This window comes from Labrys sp. WJW (assembly GCF_001676615.1).
Taxonomy (GTDB): Bacteria; Pseudomonadota; Alphaproteobacteria; order Rhizobiales; family Labraceae; genus Labrys; species Labrys sedimenti.
The window spans coordinates 120,247-137,155 of the sequence record NZ_LYXZ01000021.1 but is presented as its reverse complement, the minus strand read 5'-3'; the positions used below and the strand labels follow the sequence as shown (position 1 = coordinate 137,155).

The 16,909-nt window shown below is 63.4% G+C and carries 12 protein-coding genes; 2 read left to right on the top strand and 10 right to left on the bottom strand.

Annotation, left to right across the window (positions count from 1 at the left end; all coding sequences use genetic code 11):
• Positions 1-119 precede the first annotated feature (119 nt).
• From BA190_RS15090 to BA190_RS15070, 5 genes are all read right to left on the bottom strand, one after another.
• A complete protein-coding gene (locus tag BA190_RS15090; protein ID WP_068288698.1) occupies positions 120-1,748 on the bottom strand; it encodes an alpha-D-glucose phosphate-specific phosphoglucomutase in 1,629 nt (542 codons plus the stop codon).
• Between the two features lie 243 nt (positions 1,749-1,991).
• Positions 1,992-3,425 (bottom strand): glycogen synthase GlgA, encoded by a 1,434-nt coding sequence (gene glgA / locus BA190_RS15085; protein ID WP_068288878.1) that lies wholly within the window; start codon positions 3,423-3,425, stop codon positions 1,992-1,994.
• A gap of 86 nt (positions 3,426-3,511) precedes the next feature.
• Positions 3,512-4,783 (bottom strand): glucose-1-phosphate adenylyltransferase, encoded by a 1,272-nt coding sequence (gene glgC / locus BA190_RS15080; protein WP_068288695.1) that lies wholly within the window; start codon positions 4,781-4,783, stop codon positions 3,512-3,514.
• 110 nt (positions 4,784-4,893) lie between these two features.
• Positions 4,894-7,110: a 1,4-alpha-glucan branching protein GlgB gene (gene glgB, locus BA190_RS15075; protein WP_068288688.1), complete on the bottom strand. Its 2,217-nt coding sequence runs from the start codon at positions 7,108-7,110 to the stop codon at positions 4,894-4,896.
• Positions 7,111-7,537: 427 nt separating this feature from the next.
• On the bottom strand, positions 7,538-10,051 hold the full coding sequence (locus tag BA190_RS15070; protein ID WP_082979755.1) for a glycogen/starch/alpha-glucan phosphorylase: 2,514 nt from the start codon (positions 10,049-10,051) through the stop codon (positions 7,538-7,540).
• 388 nt (positions 10,052-10,439) lie between these two features.
• On the opposite strand from BA190_RS15070, the gene BA190_RS15065 reads away from it, so the two are divergent.
• Positions 10,440-11,303, top strand: coding sequence for a BadF/BadG/BcrA/BcrD ATPase family protein (locus BA190_RS15065; RefSeq protein WP_068288683.1), 864 nt, complete (start codon positions 10,440-10,442; stop codon positions 11,301-11,303).
• 2 nt (positions 11,304-11,305) lie between these two features.
• Entirely contained in the window at positions 11,306-12,454 is a 1,149-nt protein-coding gene (nagA, locus tag BA190_RS15060) for an N-acetylglucosamine-6-phosphate deacetylase (RefSeq protein ID WP_068288682.1), read from the top strand.
• 8 nt (positions 12,455-12,462) lie between these two features.
• On the opposite strand, the gene BA190_RS15055 is transcribed toward nagA, so the two are convergent.
• The 5 genes from BA190_RS15055 to BA190_RS35260 form a co-directional block, all read right to left on the bottom strand.
• Complete coding sequence (locus tag BA190_RS15055) at positions 12,463-12,792, bottom strand: YnfA family protein (RefSeq protein WP_068288681.1); 330 nt, start codon at positions 12,790-12,792, stop codon at positions 12,463-12,465.
• Between the two features lie 95 nt (positions 12,793-12,887).
• On the bottom strand, positions 12,888-13,577 hold the full coding sequence (locus BA190_RS15050) for an outer membrane protein (protein WP_162275114.1): 690 nt from the start codon (positions 13,575-13,577) through the stop codon (positions 12,888-12,890).
• 279 nt (positions 13,578-13,856) lie between these two features.
• The gene (gene mgrA, locus BA190_RS15045; RefSeq protein ID WP_068288673.1) at positions 13,857-14,891 is read right to left on the bottom strand and encodes an L-glyceraldehyde 3-phosphate reductase; all 1,035 of its coding nucleotides are present in this window, start codon (positions 14,889-14,891) and stop codon (positions 13,857-13,859) included.
• A gap of 165 nt (positions 14,892-15,056) precedes the next feature.
• Positions 15,057-16,601, bottom strand: coding sequence for a monocarboxylate uptake permease MctP (gene mctP / locus BA190_RS15040; RefSeq protein ID WP_068288671.1), 1,545 nt, complete (start codon positions 16,599-16,601; stop codon positions 15,057-15,059).
• Positions 16,601-16,768, bottom strand: coding sequence for a DUF3311 domain-containing protein (locus tag BA190_RS35260; RefSeq protein WP_082979752.1), 168 nt, complete (start codon positions 16,766-16,768; stop codon positions 16,601-16,603). The genes mctP and BA190_RS35260 overlap by 1 nt, the downstream gene beginning before the upstream one ends.
• Between the last annotated feature and the right edge of the window lie 141 nt (positions 16,769-16,909).

Below are 16,909 nucleotides of genomic sequence, written 5' to 3'. Positions count from 1 at the left end.
GCGGGAGAAGGTGGCACGAAGTGCCGGATGAGGGGTCGTGCCGAGCTATCAAAGGGTAGCGCGACCCCTCATCCGCCTGCCGGCACCTTCTCCCGCAAGGGGAGAAGGGCGGCCGCCCCTCAGGTCACCACGCTCGGTTCGGCCATGCCTGTCTTCTCGGCGATGCCGCTGAGCTGGCGGGCAACGGCGATGACATCGGCGAGGGCGGCCTGCGTCTCGATGCCGTGATGGGCAGGATCGGCTTCGTAGCGCTCGAGATAGACGCGCAAGGTCGCCCCTTCCGTCCCCGTCCCGGACAGGCGGTAGACGATGCGCGAGCCGTTTTCGAACAGGACGCGCAGGCCCTGGTTCTTCGAATCCGAACCATCGACGGGATCGTGATAGGCGAAGTCGTCGGCCGACTTGACCTTGAGGGCACCGAAGCTCTTGCCGGGCAGGCTGGTGATTTGCGAGCGGACGGCTTCCATCACCGCATTGGCGGCCTCCGTGGGCACGGCCTCGTAATCGTGGCGCGAATAATAGTTCCGGCCATATTTGGCCCAATGCTCGCGCACGATGTCGAGCGTAGGCTGGCGACGCTTGGCCAGCAAAGTGAGCCAGAGCAATACCGCCCACAGCCCGTCCTTCTCGCGGACGTGGTTCGAGCCGGTGCCGGCGCTTTCCTCGCCGCAGATGGTGACGCGATCGGCATCGAGCAGGTTGCCGAAGAATTTCCAGCCGGTCGGCGTCTCGTAGATGTTCACGCCCATTGCCTTGGCGACCTGGTCTGCCGCAAGGCTGGTGGGCATCGAACGGGCGATGCCGGAAATGCCCTTGGCATAGCCGGGCGCCAGATGGGCATGGGCAGCCAGGATGGCAAGGCTGTCCGAGGGGGTGACGAAGATGCCGCGGCCGACGATGAGGTTGCGGTCGCCGTCGCCATCCGAAGCCGCTCCGAAATCGGGGGCGCTCGGCCCCATCATGAGATCGTAGAGATCCTTGGCGTTGACCGGATTGGGATCGGGATGATGGCCGCCGAAATCGGGCAGCGGCGTCGCGTTCACCACCGTGCCGGCGGCGGCCCCCAATTGCTCCTCGATGATGCGGCGGGCATAGGGTCCGGTGATGGCCGACATCGCGTCGAAGCGCATGGTGAAGCCGGACTTGAACAGCTCCCGGATAGCATCGAAGTCGAAAAGCTTGCCCATCAGTTCGGCATAGTCGGCGACGGGATCGACCACTTCGACGATGGTATCGCCGACCGCCGTTTCGCCGAGCTTGTCGATGTCGATGTCGGGCACGTCGGCGATCTTGAACTCGCTGATCGACTTTGTGCGGGCAAAGACGGCATCGGTGATCTTCTCGGGCGCCGGACCGCCATTGCCGATATTGTACTTGATGCCGAAGTCTCCGTCTGGCCCGCCGGGATTGTGCGAGGCGGAGAGCACGATGCCGCCGAAGGCCCCATATTTACGGATGACGGCCGAGACGGCCGGGGTGGACATCAGGCCGCCCTGCCCGACCTTGATACGGCCGAAACCGGCCGCAGCCGCCATTTTGAGGATCTTCTGCACGACCTCGCGGTTGTAAAAGCGCCCATCGCCGCCCACGACCAATGTCTTGCCGGCAAATCCCTCCAGCGTGTCGAAGATCGACTGCACGAAATTCTCGACGTAATGCGGCTGCTGGAACACCGGCACCTTCTTGCGCAAGCCGGACGTGCCGGGCTTCTGGCCATCGAAGGGTTGGGTCGGGACGGTACGGATCATAGTGAGGTTCCGGTTCTGGTTTATCCGAAGGTCTATCGATAGCATATGGGAGCAGCGCTGCCCCTCACCCTTACCCTCTCCCCGTAAGAACGGGGCGAGGGGCGCCAAGCGTGATGCCTCGATGCGAGAGGTCGCGCCCGCTGGACAAGTCGCGACATCGAGGTCCCCCTCGCCCCGTTCTTACGGGGAGAGGGTAAGGGTGAGGGGCGGCTTCTCCCCTCAAAAACCGCGGCCGAGCTCTCCTCACGCCACCAACTCCCGATAGAGCTTGGCATAGCCGGCAGCCCTGAGATCCCAGGACTGGTCCAGCCCCATGCCGCGGCGCTGCATCGCCTGCCAGACGGGCTTGTCGTCGTAGAGCGCGATGGTTCTGGAAATCGCATCGCGCAGCATGTCCGGCGTGATCGGCTGGAACTGCACGCCGGTGGCAGCCTTGAGCGTCAAGGCCGCATCATTGGCATCGACAATGGTGTCGGAGAGCCCCCCGACGCGCGCCACCACGGGAATGCAGCCATAGCGCAAGCCATAAAGCTGGGTAAGGCCGCAAGGCTCGAAGCGCGACGGCACCAGCGTCATGTCCGAGCCGCCGAACATCAGATGCGAGAGTGCCTCGTCGAAACCGAACACGGTGCCGACACGCCCCCGGTGCTGAAGGCTTGCCTGGCGGAAGATGCCCTCAAGCTCCCTGTCGCCGGAACCGAGCAGGGCCAGCCGCGCGCCGGAGGCGACCAGATGCGGCAACGCCTCGGCGAGAATGTCGATACCCTTTTGCCAGGTCAGGCGGCTGACCAGGCAGAACAGCGGCGAGTCGTCGTGATCGAGGCCGAAGCGCTCTTCCAGCGCCTTGCGATTGCCCACACGCCTGGCGAGGGACCTGGCATCGTAATTCACGGCCAGGCTCGGGTCGGTCTGGGGATTCCATACCCGCTCGTCGATGCCGTTGACGATGCCGGAGAGCACATCGGCGCGGCCAGCGAGCAGGCCTTCCAGCCCCATGCCGGCTTCCGCCGTCTTGATCTCGGCGGCATAGCGCGGCGAGACGGTGGTGATGCGATCGGCAAAATGCAGCCCGGCCTTCAGGAAGCCGATCATGCCGTAATACTCGACCCCGTCCAGGGCAAAGGCCCGCTGCGGCAGGCCGAGACTGCCGAGAATCGAGCGAGGATACTGGCCCTGGAAGGCGAGGTTGTGCACCGTGATCACCGATTTCGGCCTGACGGCATCGGTATAGTTGAGATAGGCCAGCGTCATCGCCGCCTGCCAGTCATGCACATGCACGATGTCGGGCCTGTAGGTCTTGACCAGGCCGTGGCAGATTTCCGCCGCCGCGCTCGACAGGGCACAATAGCGCTGGGGATTGTCGAGCCAGTCGCGCCCATCGGCATCGACATAGGGATTTCCCGGTCGGTCGAACAGATGCGGCGCATCCACGGCCAGGAGGTCGAGTTCGCCGATGGTGGCGCGCTTGATGGCGGTGCGGCCGCCGAAGAAGCCCGGCAGCTTGGCCACGGTTTCCCAGGAAGCACTTGCCGCCATCACGGCGGGATAACCGGGGATGACCGTCGTCACCGCGACGTCATGGCCTTTCAGGGCAGCAGGCAGCGCGCCGACGACGTCGGCGAGCCCCCCCGTCTTGATCAGCGGATGGATTTCGGACGCAACCGCGAGAACTTTGATCATCGAAAGCGCTAACTTCTTGTTTTGACGCATTTTCCGAGCTGAGAAGCTTGGCGCCTCACCGGAAAATGCCCTGAATCGTGTCGTCAGAGCTTCAGCTTGTCGATCATGGGCTGGGTGATCAGGCAGATGCCCTTTTCCGTCCGCCGGAAGCGCTTGGCGTCCAGTTCCGGATCCTCGCCGACGACCAGGCCCTCGGGGATGATCACGCCGCGGTCGATCACCACATTCTTGAGCTGTGCCGATCGCCCGATCTCGACATAGGGCAGGATCACGGCGTTCTCCACACTGGAATAGGAGTTGATACGCACCCCGGTATAGAGCAGCGAATGCTTGGCCGTTGCCCCGGAGACGACGCAACCGCCGGATACCAGCGAGGAGATCGCGGTGCCACGGCGTCCCTCGGTGTCATGCACGAATTTAGCCGGCGGGGTAATTTCGGCAAAGGTCCAGATTGGCCATTCCTGGTCGTAGAGGTCGAGCGCGGGCACGACGTCGGTGAGGTCGATATTGGCCTCCCAATAGGCGTCCACCGTGCCGACGTCACGCCAATAGGATTCCTTTTCATGCTCGGAGCGCACGCAGCTCGCCGGGAAGCGGTGTGCCACCGCCTTGCCGTTCTTGACGATGTGGGGAATGATGTCCTTGCCGAAATCGCGGCTGGAATTGGGATCGTTGGCGTCTCGCTTCAACTCCTCGGTGAGGAACTTCATCGAGAAGACATAGATGCCCATCGATGCCAGCGCCATCTCGGGATTGCCGGGGATCCCAGGCGGATCCTTGGGCTTCTCCACGAAGGCGACGATGCGATCCTGCTCGTCGACATGCATGACGCCGAAGCCGGTGGCCTCCATGCGCGGCACTTCGAGGCAGCCGATGGTGACATCGGCGTTCTGCTCGACATGCTGCTTGAGCATCAGCTCATAGTCCATCTTGTAGATATGGTCGCCTGCCAGGATGACCATGTATTCGACGCCGGTGCCATCGATGATGTCGAGGTTCTGGTAGACCGCGTCCGCCGTGCCGCGATACCACATGTCCTCGGAAATGCGCTGGCTGGCCGGCAGGATGTCGAAGCTTTCGTTGCGCTCCGGCCGCAGGAAGTTCCAGCCGCGGTTGAGGTGGCGGATCAGCGAATGCGCCTTGTATTGCGTGGCCACGCCGATACGACGGATGCCCGAGTTGATCGCGTTCGAAAGGGCGAAGTCGATGATGCGGCTCTTACCTCCGAAATAGACCGCGGGCTTGGCGCGCCGGTCGGTCAGTTCCATCAGGCGGCTGCCGCGGCCTCCGGCCAGCACATAAGCCATGGCCGAACGTGCCAGCGGCCCACCCTTCGAATGCCTCGGTTCCGTCATACAGTTCCTCCCACTGATAATCCGGGATGACGCTGCTGCCTTCCTTTTCAGCCTCGGTTCCTATCGCGGAGCCGCGACTCTCCAAAGACATGCAACGCCCACTCCCCAGCCTAGTTCCCCGCCCACTCCAGCATGATGGCCGTCAGGGGCGGCAGATTGATACGCGCGGACGCCGGTTTGCCCTTCCAATCGCCCGCATAAGCATAGACTCCGCCGGAATTGCCTCGATTGAGCCCGAAATAACGCTCGGAGTCGGTGTTGAGAATTTCCCACCACTGTCCCGCCAGAGGCAGGGGCAGCAGATAGTCGTCGCGCGAGACGGGAGTGAGATTGGCCACCACCACGATCGGCATCGCATCGGTGGCATAGCGCGCCCAGGCGAACACCGAATTGGCGTTGTCGTCGACCACCATCCACTCGAAGCCGTCGCCCTCGCAATCGCGCTGATGCAACGCCGCACGGCCGCGATAGAGATGATTGAGATCGCGGACGAGATCGCTCACCCCCTTGTGCGGGCCATATTGCAACAGGTCCCAGTCCAGCCCGACATTCTCGTTCCATTCCCGGCGCTGGCCGAAATCCTGGCCCATGAACAGGAGCTTCTTGCCGGGATAGGCCCACATCAGCGCATAATAGGCCCGCAGGGTCGCGAATTTGTCGCCTTCCAGGCCCGACATCTTGTTGACGATGGAATTTTTGCCGTGAACGACCTCGTCATGGGAAAGCGGCAGCACGAAATTCTCGGCAAAGGCGTAGATCAGGCCGAAGGTCAGATCGTCATGGTGATATTGGCGGTAGACCGGCTCGCGCTGCATGTAGCTCAGCGTGTCGTGCATGAAGCCCATGTTCCACTTGAAACCGAAGCCGAGCCCGCCGTCATGCACGGGCTTGGACACGCCGGGCCAGGCAGTGGATTCCTCGGCGATGGTCATCACGCCGGGATGGGCCGCATAGACTTCCTTGTTCATGCGCTGCAGGAAGGCGATGGCATCGAGGTTCTCACGTCCGCCATGGACATTGGGCAGCCACTCCCCGTCCCGGCGCGAATAGTCGAGATAGAGCATGGAGGCGACGGCATCCACGCGCAGCCCGTCGATATGGTAGCGCTCCAGCCAGAACAGGGCGTTGGCGATCAGGAAATTGGCGACCTCGCGCCGGCCGAAATCATAGATCGCCGTATTCCAGTCGGGATGGAAACCGCGTCGCGGGTCGGGATGCTCGTAGAGCGCGCTGCCGTCGAACCAGGCAAGGCCATGCGAGTCGGTGGGAAAATGCGCGGGCACCCAGTCGAGGATGACGCCGATCCCGGCGGCATGGGCGCGATCGACGAAACGCGCGAACCCTTCGGGCGAGCCGAAACGGCTGGTCGGCGCGAACATGCCCGTCGGCTGGTAGCCCCAGGACGCATCGAGGGGATGCTCCGTCACCGGCAGCAATTCGATATGGGTGTAGCCCATGTGCTGGGCATAGGCGATCAGATCGTCGGCAAGCTGGTCATAGCTGAGGAAGCGCTGATGCTCGCCGCGCTTCCAGGAGCCGAGATGCACCTCATAGATCGACATCGGGGCCCGCCGCGCATCGCGATGCGCCCGCTCCTCGAGCCATTGCTGGTCGGTCCAGGCGAAGGGCTCCGACGAGGCGACCCGGGAGGCCGTACCGGGGCGCAATTCGCTGGCAAAGGCGAAGGGATCGCTCTTCAGCGGCAGCAGCGCGCCGTTCGGGCCGATGATCTCGTATTTGTAATGGGCGCCGACACCGACGCCCGGAAGGAAGATCTCCCACACGCCGGTATCGACGCGCTTGCGCATCGGATGGCGACGGCCGTCCCAGTCGTTGAAATCGCCGACAATCGATACCCGCCTGGCGTGCGGCGCCCACACGGCGAAATGCACCCCCTCCATGTCGCCATGCTGCAGGGGACGAGCACCGAGCTTGTCCCAGAGCCTGAGATGGGTGCCCTCCGTCAGCAGATAGTCGTCGACCTGGCCCAGCAGCGGCCCGAAACGATAGGGGTCCTCGACCTCCCACTGCCCTCCCGCATTGACGGCACGCAGGCGGTAGATCCCGACGCTGTCGGGCACCAGGCCTTCGAAGACGCCATCGTCATGCCGCCGCTCCAAGGCAACGGGCCCGACCAGATTGGGCGCGAGCACCGACAGCGTCTCGGCATTGGGGATGAAGGCGCGGATGACGAGGCCGGCGGGTGTCTCATGCGGGCCGAGTGCGGCGAAAGGATCGGCATGACGTCCCGCCGCAAGCGCGGCGACCTCAACCTCTGACAAACGCCAATCCGCCGTCTTGCTGCGGCTGACCGGCCGCTTGGCCAAGGGTGCCGGCTTTGCGGCTCTGGCGGCGGGAGCGTTCGTCTTCGTTGTCTTTGCCAAGCGCCACGACCCCTTTTCGAACCGGATCGAAACGCCTGGACTTGCCGGGACCAGGCGTCTTCCTGTGATCCTCTCGAACACAAGCTAGGGCTTTTGCTACAACGGTCAACGATTAAACGCAGCCTGCCCAAATGGGTTATGTCGAGGGTACTGCAGGGTGAAAAATTTGGTGTTTTCGCCCTCTGGCGGAAACGGAACGGACGGTCCCACCGAAAAAGTCCGAGAGGGTTCATGGCCCAGCTCGACCTGATGCCGCCGCTCTACGGGGCCAGGGCAAGCGGCACGGGCTTGCAAGAATCGACATCCCGCGAGGCAGGGCTTCATGCCACGCGGGATGCAAATCCTGCCGGGAATACGACGATAGCGTCGCCTATTCCACTGGGGTCGTCTGCACGCCCCAAATCTCGTCGGCATATTCGCGGATGGTGCGGTCCGAGGAAAACCAGCCCATGCGCGCCACGTTGAGGATCGATTTTTCGCGCCAGGCCGGCTTGTTGGCCCACAGCGTGTCGACGTTGCGCTGCATGGCGGCATAGGCGTCGAAATCGTCGGTGACGAAGAACCAGTCGCTGGAGCGCAGCGCCTGCACCGTGCCGCGATGACGTTCGCGATCGGTCGGCGAGAACACGCCGCTTTCCACCGCATCGAGCACCTCGGCCAAGGCCGGCGAGGCCGCGATGGCGTCGGCCGGATTGCGGCCCTGGCGCTTCTTCTCCTCGACCTCATGCGCCTTCAGGCCGAAGATGAAGATGTTGTCGTCGCCGACATGCTCCTTCATCTCGACATTGGCGCCATCGAGCGTGCCGATGGTGAGAGCGCCGTTGAGACCGAACTTCATGTTGCCCGTGCCGGAGGCTTCCAGGCCTGCGGTCGAGATCTGCTCGGACAAGTCCGCCGCCGGGATGATCACCTCTGCAAGGCTGACATTGTAGTTCGGCATGAACACGACCTTGAGCAAATTGCGTACGGCCGGATCCGAGTTCACCACCTTGGCGACGTCGTTGATCAGCTTGATCACATATTTGGCCGCCGTATAGCTCGCCGCCGCTTTGCCGGCAAAAATCTTCACGCGCGGCGCCCAATCCTTCTCGGGATGGGCGCGGATGGCGTTGTAGAGCGCGATGGTCTCGAGGATGTTCAGGAGCTGGCGCTTGTATTCATGGATGCGCTTGATCTGGACATCGAACATCGCGGAGGGATCGACGCGAAGCCCGACCGTCTGCTGCAGCACCTTGGCCAATCGCGCCTTGTTGGCATGCTTGACCGCGGCGAAGGCCTCCTGGAAGGCGGCATCCTTGGCATAGGGCTCCAAGGCCACCAGCTTTTCGGCGTCGTCGAGATAGGCATCGCCGATGGTCTCGCGCAGCAGCGTTGTCAGCCCCGGATTGGCCGTCATCAGCCAGCGCCGCGGCGTGATGCCGTTGGTCTTGTTGGTGATGCGGCCCGGGAACAGCGTGTTGAGGTCGCGGAACACCGTTTCCTTCATCAGTTCCGAATGCAGGGCCGACACACCATTGACCTTGTGCGAGCCGACAAAGGCGAGATTGCCCATGCGCACACGCCGGCCATGGCTCTCGTCGATGATCGAGACGGTGGCGATCATGGCATCGGAGGCGCCGCTCTCGCGCGCCTCGGTCAGCACGCGCGCATTGATGGCGTAGATGATCTGCATATGCCGCGGCAGCAGCCGCTCGATCAGCGGCACCGGCCAGGTTTCCAGCGCCTCGGGCAGCAGGGTGTGGTTGGTGTAGGAGATCGTCTCGCGGGTGATGGCGAAGGCATCGGCCCAGTTGACCCCGTGAATGTCGATCAGGATGCGCATCAGCTCGGCCACGGCGATGGCCGGATGCGTGTCGTTGAGCTGGATCGCCGCCTTGGACGGCAGGGACTTGATGTCGCGATGCTGCTGCAGGTGGCGGCGAACGATGTCCTGCAATGAGGAGGAGGTGAAGAAATACTCCTGACGCAGGCGCAATTCCTGCCCCGCCGGGGTGGAATCGGCCGGATAAAGCACGCGCGAGATCGACTCCACCTTGGTCCGGTCGTTCAGGGCGCCGATATGGTCGCCGGCATTGAAGGCATCGAGCGAGATCGGGTCGAGCGAACGGGCCGACCACAGGCGCAGCGTGTTGACGCGATTGCCGCGCCAGCCGACGGCCGGCGTGTCATGGGCGACGGCAAGTACGGTCTCGGCCGGCTTCCAACTGTGCACGGCCGAGCCGTCCCAGCCATCGCTCGCCTCGACGGCACCGCCGAAACCGACCTCATAGGCGACTTCCCGGCGCGGGAACTCCCAGGGATTGCCGTTCTGCAGCCAGTTCTCGGGTGATTCCGTCTGCCAGCCATCGACGATGTTCTGGCGGAACAGGCCGTTCTCGTAGCGGATGCCATAGCCATAGGCGGCGATGCCGACGGTGGCCATGCTCTCCATGAAGCAGGCGGCGAGGCGGCCGAGACCGCCATTGCCGAGAGCGGCATCGGGCTCCATCTCGGCAATCATGTCGAGGTCGACGCCGACGGAGGCCAGCGCCTCGCGGGCCGTGGCCACGAGGCCGAGATTGTTGAGGCCATCCTTGAGCAGGCGGCCGATCAGGAATTCGAGCGAGAGATAATAGACGCGCTTGCCGCCCATGCGGTAGACGCCGCGCGTCGTCGCCATCCAGCGGTCGACGATGTGATCGCGCAGTGCCAGGCTCACCGCCCGCAGCCAGTCATGGTCGCGCGCCACGATCGGGTCCTTGCCGACGGCATAGGTCAGCTTGGCGAGGATCAGGTCACGGAAGGCGCGCGCCTCGCCGGTTGCTTCGGGCAGCTTGGCCGCATCATCACCGACAGCCATCGCCGCCTCGGCCGAATAGAGCTTGTCGTGCAACGTTGAAGTCATGTGTCGCTTCTCGATCGTTGATCCCAGGACGGTGGTCCTTAACCCAAGTGACGCCCGGTTACGAGTGCCCCTTTTGCATAAGATGTAGGCAAAAACACTGATATCTTGTGATTTTGGCACGCTACGCCGCCATGATCATCTCATATGTTGGTTCTGCATGGCTCTCGCGCCCTGTGCATGGTGAGCACAGAACGACCCGATGCTGTTGCCGATGGCCGTGGAGAGCGCGCGCTCATGACGGAATCCTGGCTGAATTCCGCTGGCGATGATGATATGCCACCGCCATGGGGCCATGCGATTGCGTGGGACCGGCAGGAAACGCAAAGCCGCGCCGAAACAAGGAGTTAGGGCAATCGAACGTTCCGGCGTTCTGCCCTGGGAGACAGATATGACGGGTATCCTCTATCTTGCGGTCGACGGCGGCGGCACCAATACGCGTGCAAGGCTCTACGACGAGGACGACAAGCTGATCGGCGAAGGCCTGTCGGGTTCTTCCAATCTCACCCTCGGCACGGAGATCGCGGGCCCGGCGATCGCAGCGGCCGGCGATGCCGCCCTTGCCGCGGCCGGACTGGCACCGGACGCGAAGCGGCGCATCCGGGCCGGGCTCGGCCTTTCCGGCGGCAATATTCCCGCTCTCGCTGACAGTATCGCCGCCTTTCCCTTCGGTTATGGAGCCCTGACGGTCACCTCGGATGCCGTCACCGCCTGCCTCGGCGCCCATGCCGGCGAGGATGGCGGTATCTTCATCCTCGGTACGGGCTCGCAAGGCCTGGCCCTGGTGGGCGGCAGGGAGACCTCGGTCGGCGGCTGGGGGTTTGCCCTGGGCGATGACGCCTCCGGCGCCGTGCTCGGACGCTCCGCCCTGCGGGCCGCCCTGCTCAGCGTCGACCTGCTCGGTCCGGTGAGCGACCTGACCCGCCGCCTGCTGGCGCATTTCCATGACGATCCGAACGAGGCGGTGATCTGGGCCAGGACCGCCACGCCGAGGGACTACGGCCGCTTCGCTCCCCTGGTGTTCGAAGCTGCCGGCGGGGATGTCGTAGCCGATCACCTGATTGCCGGGGCCACGGGCTCCATCGTCGCCATGCTCGATCGCCTGAAGGACCTGGGCGCGCCCAGGATCGCCCTGATGGGCGGGCTTGCCGAACCCTATCGCCCCTATCTGCCGGTGCGATATGACGAAATCCTGGTTCCGCCCAGGGGCGATGCCCTTGCGGGGGCCCTGACCCTGGCAAAGAGGGGGCGCTGACGATGTCGCTCAACGCACTTACCGCGCCTCGCCTGTTCAATGGCGAGACCTTTGTCGAGGGCCATGCCGTTCTGGTCGAGGCCGATGCCATCCTCGGCCTGGTGCCGCGATCCGACATTCCCTCCCATGCCGCCGTGACCACCCTGCCCTCCGGCGTGCTGGCGCCCGGCTTCGTCGACGCCCAGGTCAATGGCGGCGGCGGCTTCCTGTTCAACCAGTCCCCGGACGTGGCGACACTCGACGGCATGGTCGCGGCCCATCGCCGCCACGGCAGCACCGCCCTGCTGCCCACCTATATCACCGACACGGCCGAAGGCATGAAGAGCGCCATCGCCGCCGCCCGTCAGGCGATCGCCGACGGAGTCCCGGGCATGGCCGGCATCCACCTCGAGGGGCCTTTCCTTTCGGTGCCGCGCAAGGGTGCCCATGACCCCGCCTTGATCCGCCCGCTGACAGAAGCGGATGTCGACCTCATTCTGGGCAGCGGCATCGAGACCGTCCTGCTCACGGTGGCGCCGGAAAATGCGCCGCTTCACCTGATCCGGCGCCTGGCGGATGGGGGCGTGATCGTCAGCCTCGGCCATACCGACACCAGCTATGAGGCGGTGATGGCGGCGGCGGATGCCGGCGCCACCGGCATCACCCATCTCTTCAATGCGATGTCGCCCCTGCAGGGCCGCCATCCTGGCGTCACCGGAGCCGCTCTCGACCATGGCGGGCTCTGGGTCGGCATCATCGCCGACGGGCTTCATGTGCATCCCGGCTCCCTCTCGCTGGCCTTGCGAGCGAAAAAGACACCAGGACGGCTGTTCCTCGTCACCGACGCCATGCCGACGGCCGGCGACGCCAACGACGTCTTCTATCTCAACGGGCGCAAGGTCACGCGGCGCGACGGTGCCCTGACGCTGGAAGACGGCACGCTCGCCGGCTCAGACCTCACCATGGATGCGGCGCTGCGCTACAGCGTCGGCCATCTCGGCATCGGTCTCGGCGAAGCCCTGCGCATGGCCAGCCTCTATCCCGCCCAGTTCCTGCGCCTCGACAATCGTCGCGGGCGGCTGGCACCGCGCTATCGCGCCGACCTGGTGCATCTCGACGAGCAACTGACGGCACGCGGCGTCTGGGTGGGCGGTCGCAAGCTGGCCGGGTGAAGCGGCCCTCAAGCCGTGCGGTGTGGCGCGAACAGGATGACGGCCATGCCGGAGAGGCACAGCACCGCTCCGACCAGATCCCAGCGATCGGGCCTGATCCCCTCGACGCTCCAAAGCCACAGCAGCGAGGCGGCGATATAGATGCCGCCATAAGCGGCATAGGCCCGGCCCGCCGCATCTGTCTCGATCTGGGAAAGCAGGAGGGCGAAGGCGATGAGGGCGGCCGTGCCCGGCACCAGCCACCAGGCCGGCTTGCCCAGGCGCAGCCAGCTCCAGAAGGCATAGCAGCCGCCGATCTCGCCGGCGGCTGCCAAGACGTAAAACAGAATCGATTTCATGCTGGCCGCGCACTCCGCTTCCGCGTCAGCTTAAAGGGCTGTCGCGAAAGCCGAAAGGCGGCAGTGGGAAACGTAGCGCTCCCCGCCTGATCTGCTCAGAATTTGTAGCTGACACCGACCAGCGCGACCGTCTCGTGGAAGCCGGCCTTGAAGCGGGTATCGGGTGCCACCCGGAAGCGCGACTTGCCGAAATCCGTGTAGCGCACCTCGACGCGGCCGATCCAATTGTCGGTGAAGGCATATTCGACGCCGGCGCCTACGGTCCAGCCCGCCTTGGTCTTGGAGCCGGAGCCGACGATATCACCGTCAAACAGGTTCCAGCGCTCGCGGATGTCGGCAAAGGCGACACCACCGGTGGCATAGACCAGGACCCGGTCGAAGGCATACCCCAAACGGGCGCGGATCGAACCCTGCCAGCGATTGCGCATATGCAGACGACTATTGCCGTTATTGGCGTCGATGACGGTGTGAGAACCGTTGATGCCGCTGAGATCGATGTCGCCTTCCAGGCCGACCACGATATTGTTGGAGAACTGCTCGTTGTAGCCCGCATGCAGGCCGCCGAGCACGCCATTGACGTTGAAGCTGTCGGCGGGCACGGGCAGTGTCCGGCTCAGATCGTCCCTCTCCTTGCCCCAGGCATAGCCGATATGGGCACCGACATAGAAACCGGTCCAGCTATAGGGCGTTATTGGCGCGACCGGCTCGACTGGCGTCGCCGCGAGATCTGCTGCGAGAGCCTGTGCCGGTGCTAGCAAAAAGGCCGCCAGGACGAATTTTTTCATGTTGCCCATCCCCATCGTGATATGATTCAGCAATAAACCACTGTCACAATTCTTATTAGTTGTCCACATTTTCGACAAATTTTCGAAGAATTTGGCATGAGACAATTTCTATAGAATATACTTCATGCTTTTTAGAAATAATTTGATTGCTTGTTACTCTATCATTCTTAAGTCTAATTAGCCTCTAGGGAAACACAGGCATATTGCCTCGCCAAGTCCTGACAGCAAAACGGGCCGCAAAGCGGCCCGCTGCTGGATCGACGCTCAGCTGTCTCGCGATCAGCCCTTGCTCGAGGCCGCCCAGAGATTGACATTGCCTTCCTCGGCATAGTGATCGATCTCGGCCAGTTCCTCGGCAGAGAAATCGAGATTCCTCAAGGCACCGACGCAGTCCTCGATCTGGCCAGGCCGGCTAGCACCGATGAGGGCCGAGGTCATGCGACTGTCCCGGAGCACCCAGGCAATCGCCATCTGGGCCAGCGACTGGCCACGACGACGGGCAATCGCATCGAGAGCCCGCAGCCTTGCCAGATTCGCTTCGGAGAGCTGGTCGGGCGAAAGCGACTTGCCGGCTGCGGCGCGGCTGTCAGCCGGAATGCCGCTTGCTCCGAGATATTTGCTGGTGAGCAGGCCCTGTGCCAGTGGGGTGAAGGCGATGCAGCCCGCACCGTCGGCTTCGAGCTGGCCGAGCAGGCTGTCCTTCTCGATCCAGCGGTTGAGCATGGAGTAGCTCGGCTGATGGATGAGCAGCGGTGTGCCGAGGCGACGCAGGATCGCAGCCGCCTCCTTGGTGCGTTCGGCACTGTAGGACGAGATGCCGGCATAGTGAGCCTTGCCCTGGCGCACGGCATCATGCAGCGCCGTCATGGTCTCTTCCAGCGGGGTGTTCGGGTCGAAGCGGTGGGAATAGAAGATGTCGACCGTCTCGATACCCATGCGCTTGAGGCTGGCATCGAGGCTGGAGAGCAGATATTTGCGGCTGCCCCACTCGCCATAGGGTCCGGGCCACATGCGGTAGCCGGCCTTGGTCGAGATCACCAATTCCTGGCGGTGATGGGCGAAATCCGTCTTCAGGATACGCCCGAAGGTCTCCTCGGCCGAGCCGGGCGGCGGACCGTAATTGTTGGCGAGGTCGAAATGGGTGATGCCGAGGTCGAAAGCCTTGCGGCAGAGCGCCCTGGCATTCTCGAAGGGAATGTCGCCGCCGAAATTATGCCACAGGCCGAGCGAGAGCGCCGGCAGCTGAAGGCCCGAACGGCCGGAACGGCGATATTGCATGGCGTCGTAGCGCGCATCATCCGCGACATAGGTCATTGGTGGCTCCAAGGGTGAGGAAAAGCGAATCCGCAAGCATTCATCAGACAAACTGCCCCGCCCCGGTCGATTGTTCAACCACTCATGCGCCCGCCCGTGCAACCCTCGGGGCATGAAAAAGGCCAGCGTCACCGCCGGCCTTTCCTATTTTGGTTACGGGGCGCATCAGGACGTGGTGACGGCGTCCTCGTAATCGGCCGATGACGTCTCGTCCTGCGTCGTGGAGCCCAGCACCATGGTCAGCACCACGGACACCACGAAGTTCAGCACCACGGCGATCACACCGATATAGAAGGACGTGCCGAACAGGGTGTAGGTCGAGACCACAGAGGTCGGGCCCCACGCCATGTAGCTGCCGGCCAGCATGCCCACCGCCCAACCGATCAGCAGGGCCCAGCCATTGAACCAGCGTGTATAGAGGCCGGCCACCAGGGCAGGGAAGATCTGTATCATCCACACGCCGCCGAGGAGTTGCAGATCGATGGCGAACTTGGTCGGCAGGAACACGATCACCACCAGGGCGCCAACCTTGACGATCAGGCTCATCAGCTTGGCAAGGTAGGATTCCTTCTGCGGCGACATAGTCGGCTCGATGAAAGGCTTCCAGACATTGCGCGTGAAGGTGTTGGCCGCCCCGATCGACATCACCGCGGCCGGCACCAGCGCGCCGATGGCGATGGCCGCAAAGCAGAAGCCCGCGAACCAGTCCGGGAACATCTTGTTGACCAGCAGCGGGATCGCCGCCTGCGCATCATCGGTCTTGATGTCGGCGGCGACAGCCATCACACCCAGGAGCGCGATGAGGCCAAGCACCAGCGAATAGGCTGGCAGTGTCACCGCATTGCGCCGGATGGCGTTGGGGCCGGTGGCCGACAGCGTGCCGGTGAGCGCGTGCGGATACATGAACAGCGCCATGGCCGAGCCGATCGACAGCGTGATGAAGGGCCAGATCTGCGAGGGCGCCAGGGTCAGGCCCACGGCTGCCGGCTTGCCGGCAGCAACAGCCGCCGCTGCCTTAGCGTCATAGACAAGCTTGGCCTTCTCGAAAATCGAACCGAAACCACCCAGCTGATAGGGAATGACGATGACCGCGGCGATCACGAAGATATAGATCATGATGTCCTTGACGAAGGCGATCATGGCCGGCGCGCGCAGGCCGCTCTTATAGGTGTAGAGCGCCAGGATGATGAAGGCGATCGTCAGGGGAAGATGCGAGGCCCACCCCGTGGCCGAGAAGCCGAGGGCCTGGATCACCTTCTCCATGCCGACGAGCTGCAGGGCGATATAGGGCATGGTGGCGAGGATGCCGGTGAAGGCCACCGCCAGTTCCAGCCAACGATTGCCGTAACGCCCGGCAATGAAATCGGCGCCGGTGAGATAGCCATGCTTGTGGGTGGCATTCCAAAGCCGCGGCATGATCAGGAAGATCAGGGGATAGATCAGGATGGTATAGGGCACGGCGAAGAAGCCATAGGCCCCCACCGCATACATCAGGCCAGGCACGGCAATGACGGTGTAGGCGGTATAGAGGTCGCCCCCCAGCAGGAACCAGGTGATCCAGGCCCCGAAGCGCCGGCCGCCGAGACCCCATTCATGCAACTGGTCGAGATCCCCCGCCTTCCAGCGCGCCGCGACGAACCCCACCACGGTGACGACAAGGAAGAAGAAGACGAAGACCATCGCCGCCGTCCAATTGAGATTGTCCAGCATCAGCGTTCAACCTTCCAGGCGAGGTAGACGAACAGCGACGAAATCGGCACCAGGACGAGCAGATAGAAATAGAAGAAGGGCAATCCAAACAGCACAGGATCGATGCTGTTATAAAGCGGTGTCAGCAATGCCAGTACGCAAGGTACCAGCAGAAGCAGGTATTTCATGGCATTTCCCCCGGAGATTCTGAGAACGTGGCGGCAGCCGAATCCTCGCCTGCTGCAAACTCTTTGGGCAGATTCTTATTCCCTTGGAGAAAGATTGAGTCCAGCGGCAATGCGGCTCCCTGAACGGGAAAGGCTGCGATT

Bases quoted from the DNA above. Each gene is read 5' to 3' on its own strand.
- BA190_RS35260 (WP_082979752.1), bottom strand. From the start codon at position 16,768: ATGAAATACCTGCTTCTGCTGGTACCTTGCGTACTGGCATTGCTGACA.
- BA190_RS15050 (WP_162275114.1), bottom strand. From the start codon at position 13,577: ATGAAAAAATTCGTCCTGGCGGCCTTTTTGCTAGCACCGGCACAGGCT.
- BA190_RS15070 (WP_082979755.1), bottom strand. From the start codon at position 10,051: ATGACTTCAACGTTGCACGACAAGCTCTATTCGGCCGAGGCGGCGATG.
- nagA (WP_068288682.1), top strand. From the start codon at position 11,306: ATGTCGCTCAACGCACTTACCGCGCCTCGCCTGTTCAATGGCGAGACC.
- mctP (WP_068288671.1), bottom strand. From the start codon at position 16,601: ATGCTGGACAATCTCAATTGGACGGCGGCGATGGTCTTCGTCTTCTTC.
- BA190_RS15065 (WP_068288683.1), top strand. From the start codon at position 10,440: ATGACGGGTATCCTCTATCTTGCGGTCGACGGCGGCGGCACCAATACG.
- mgrA (WP_068288673.1), bottom strand. From the start codon at position 14,891: ATGACCTATGTCGCGGATGATGCGCGCTACGACGCCATGCAATATCGC.
- BA190_RS15090 (WP_068288698.1), bottom strand. From the start codon at position 1,748: ATGATCCGTACCGTCCCGACCCAACCCTTCGATGGCCAGAAGCCCGGC.
- glgC (WP_068288695.1), bottom strand. From the start codon at position 4,783: ATGACGGAACCGAGGCATTCGAAGGGTGGGCCGCTGGCACGTTCGGCC.
- BA190_RS15055 (WP_068288681.1), bottom strand. From the start codon at position 12,792: ATGAAATCGATTCTGTTTTACGTCTTGGCAGCCGCCGGCGAGATCGGC.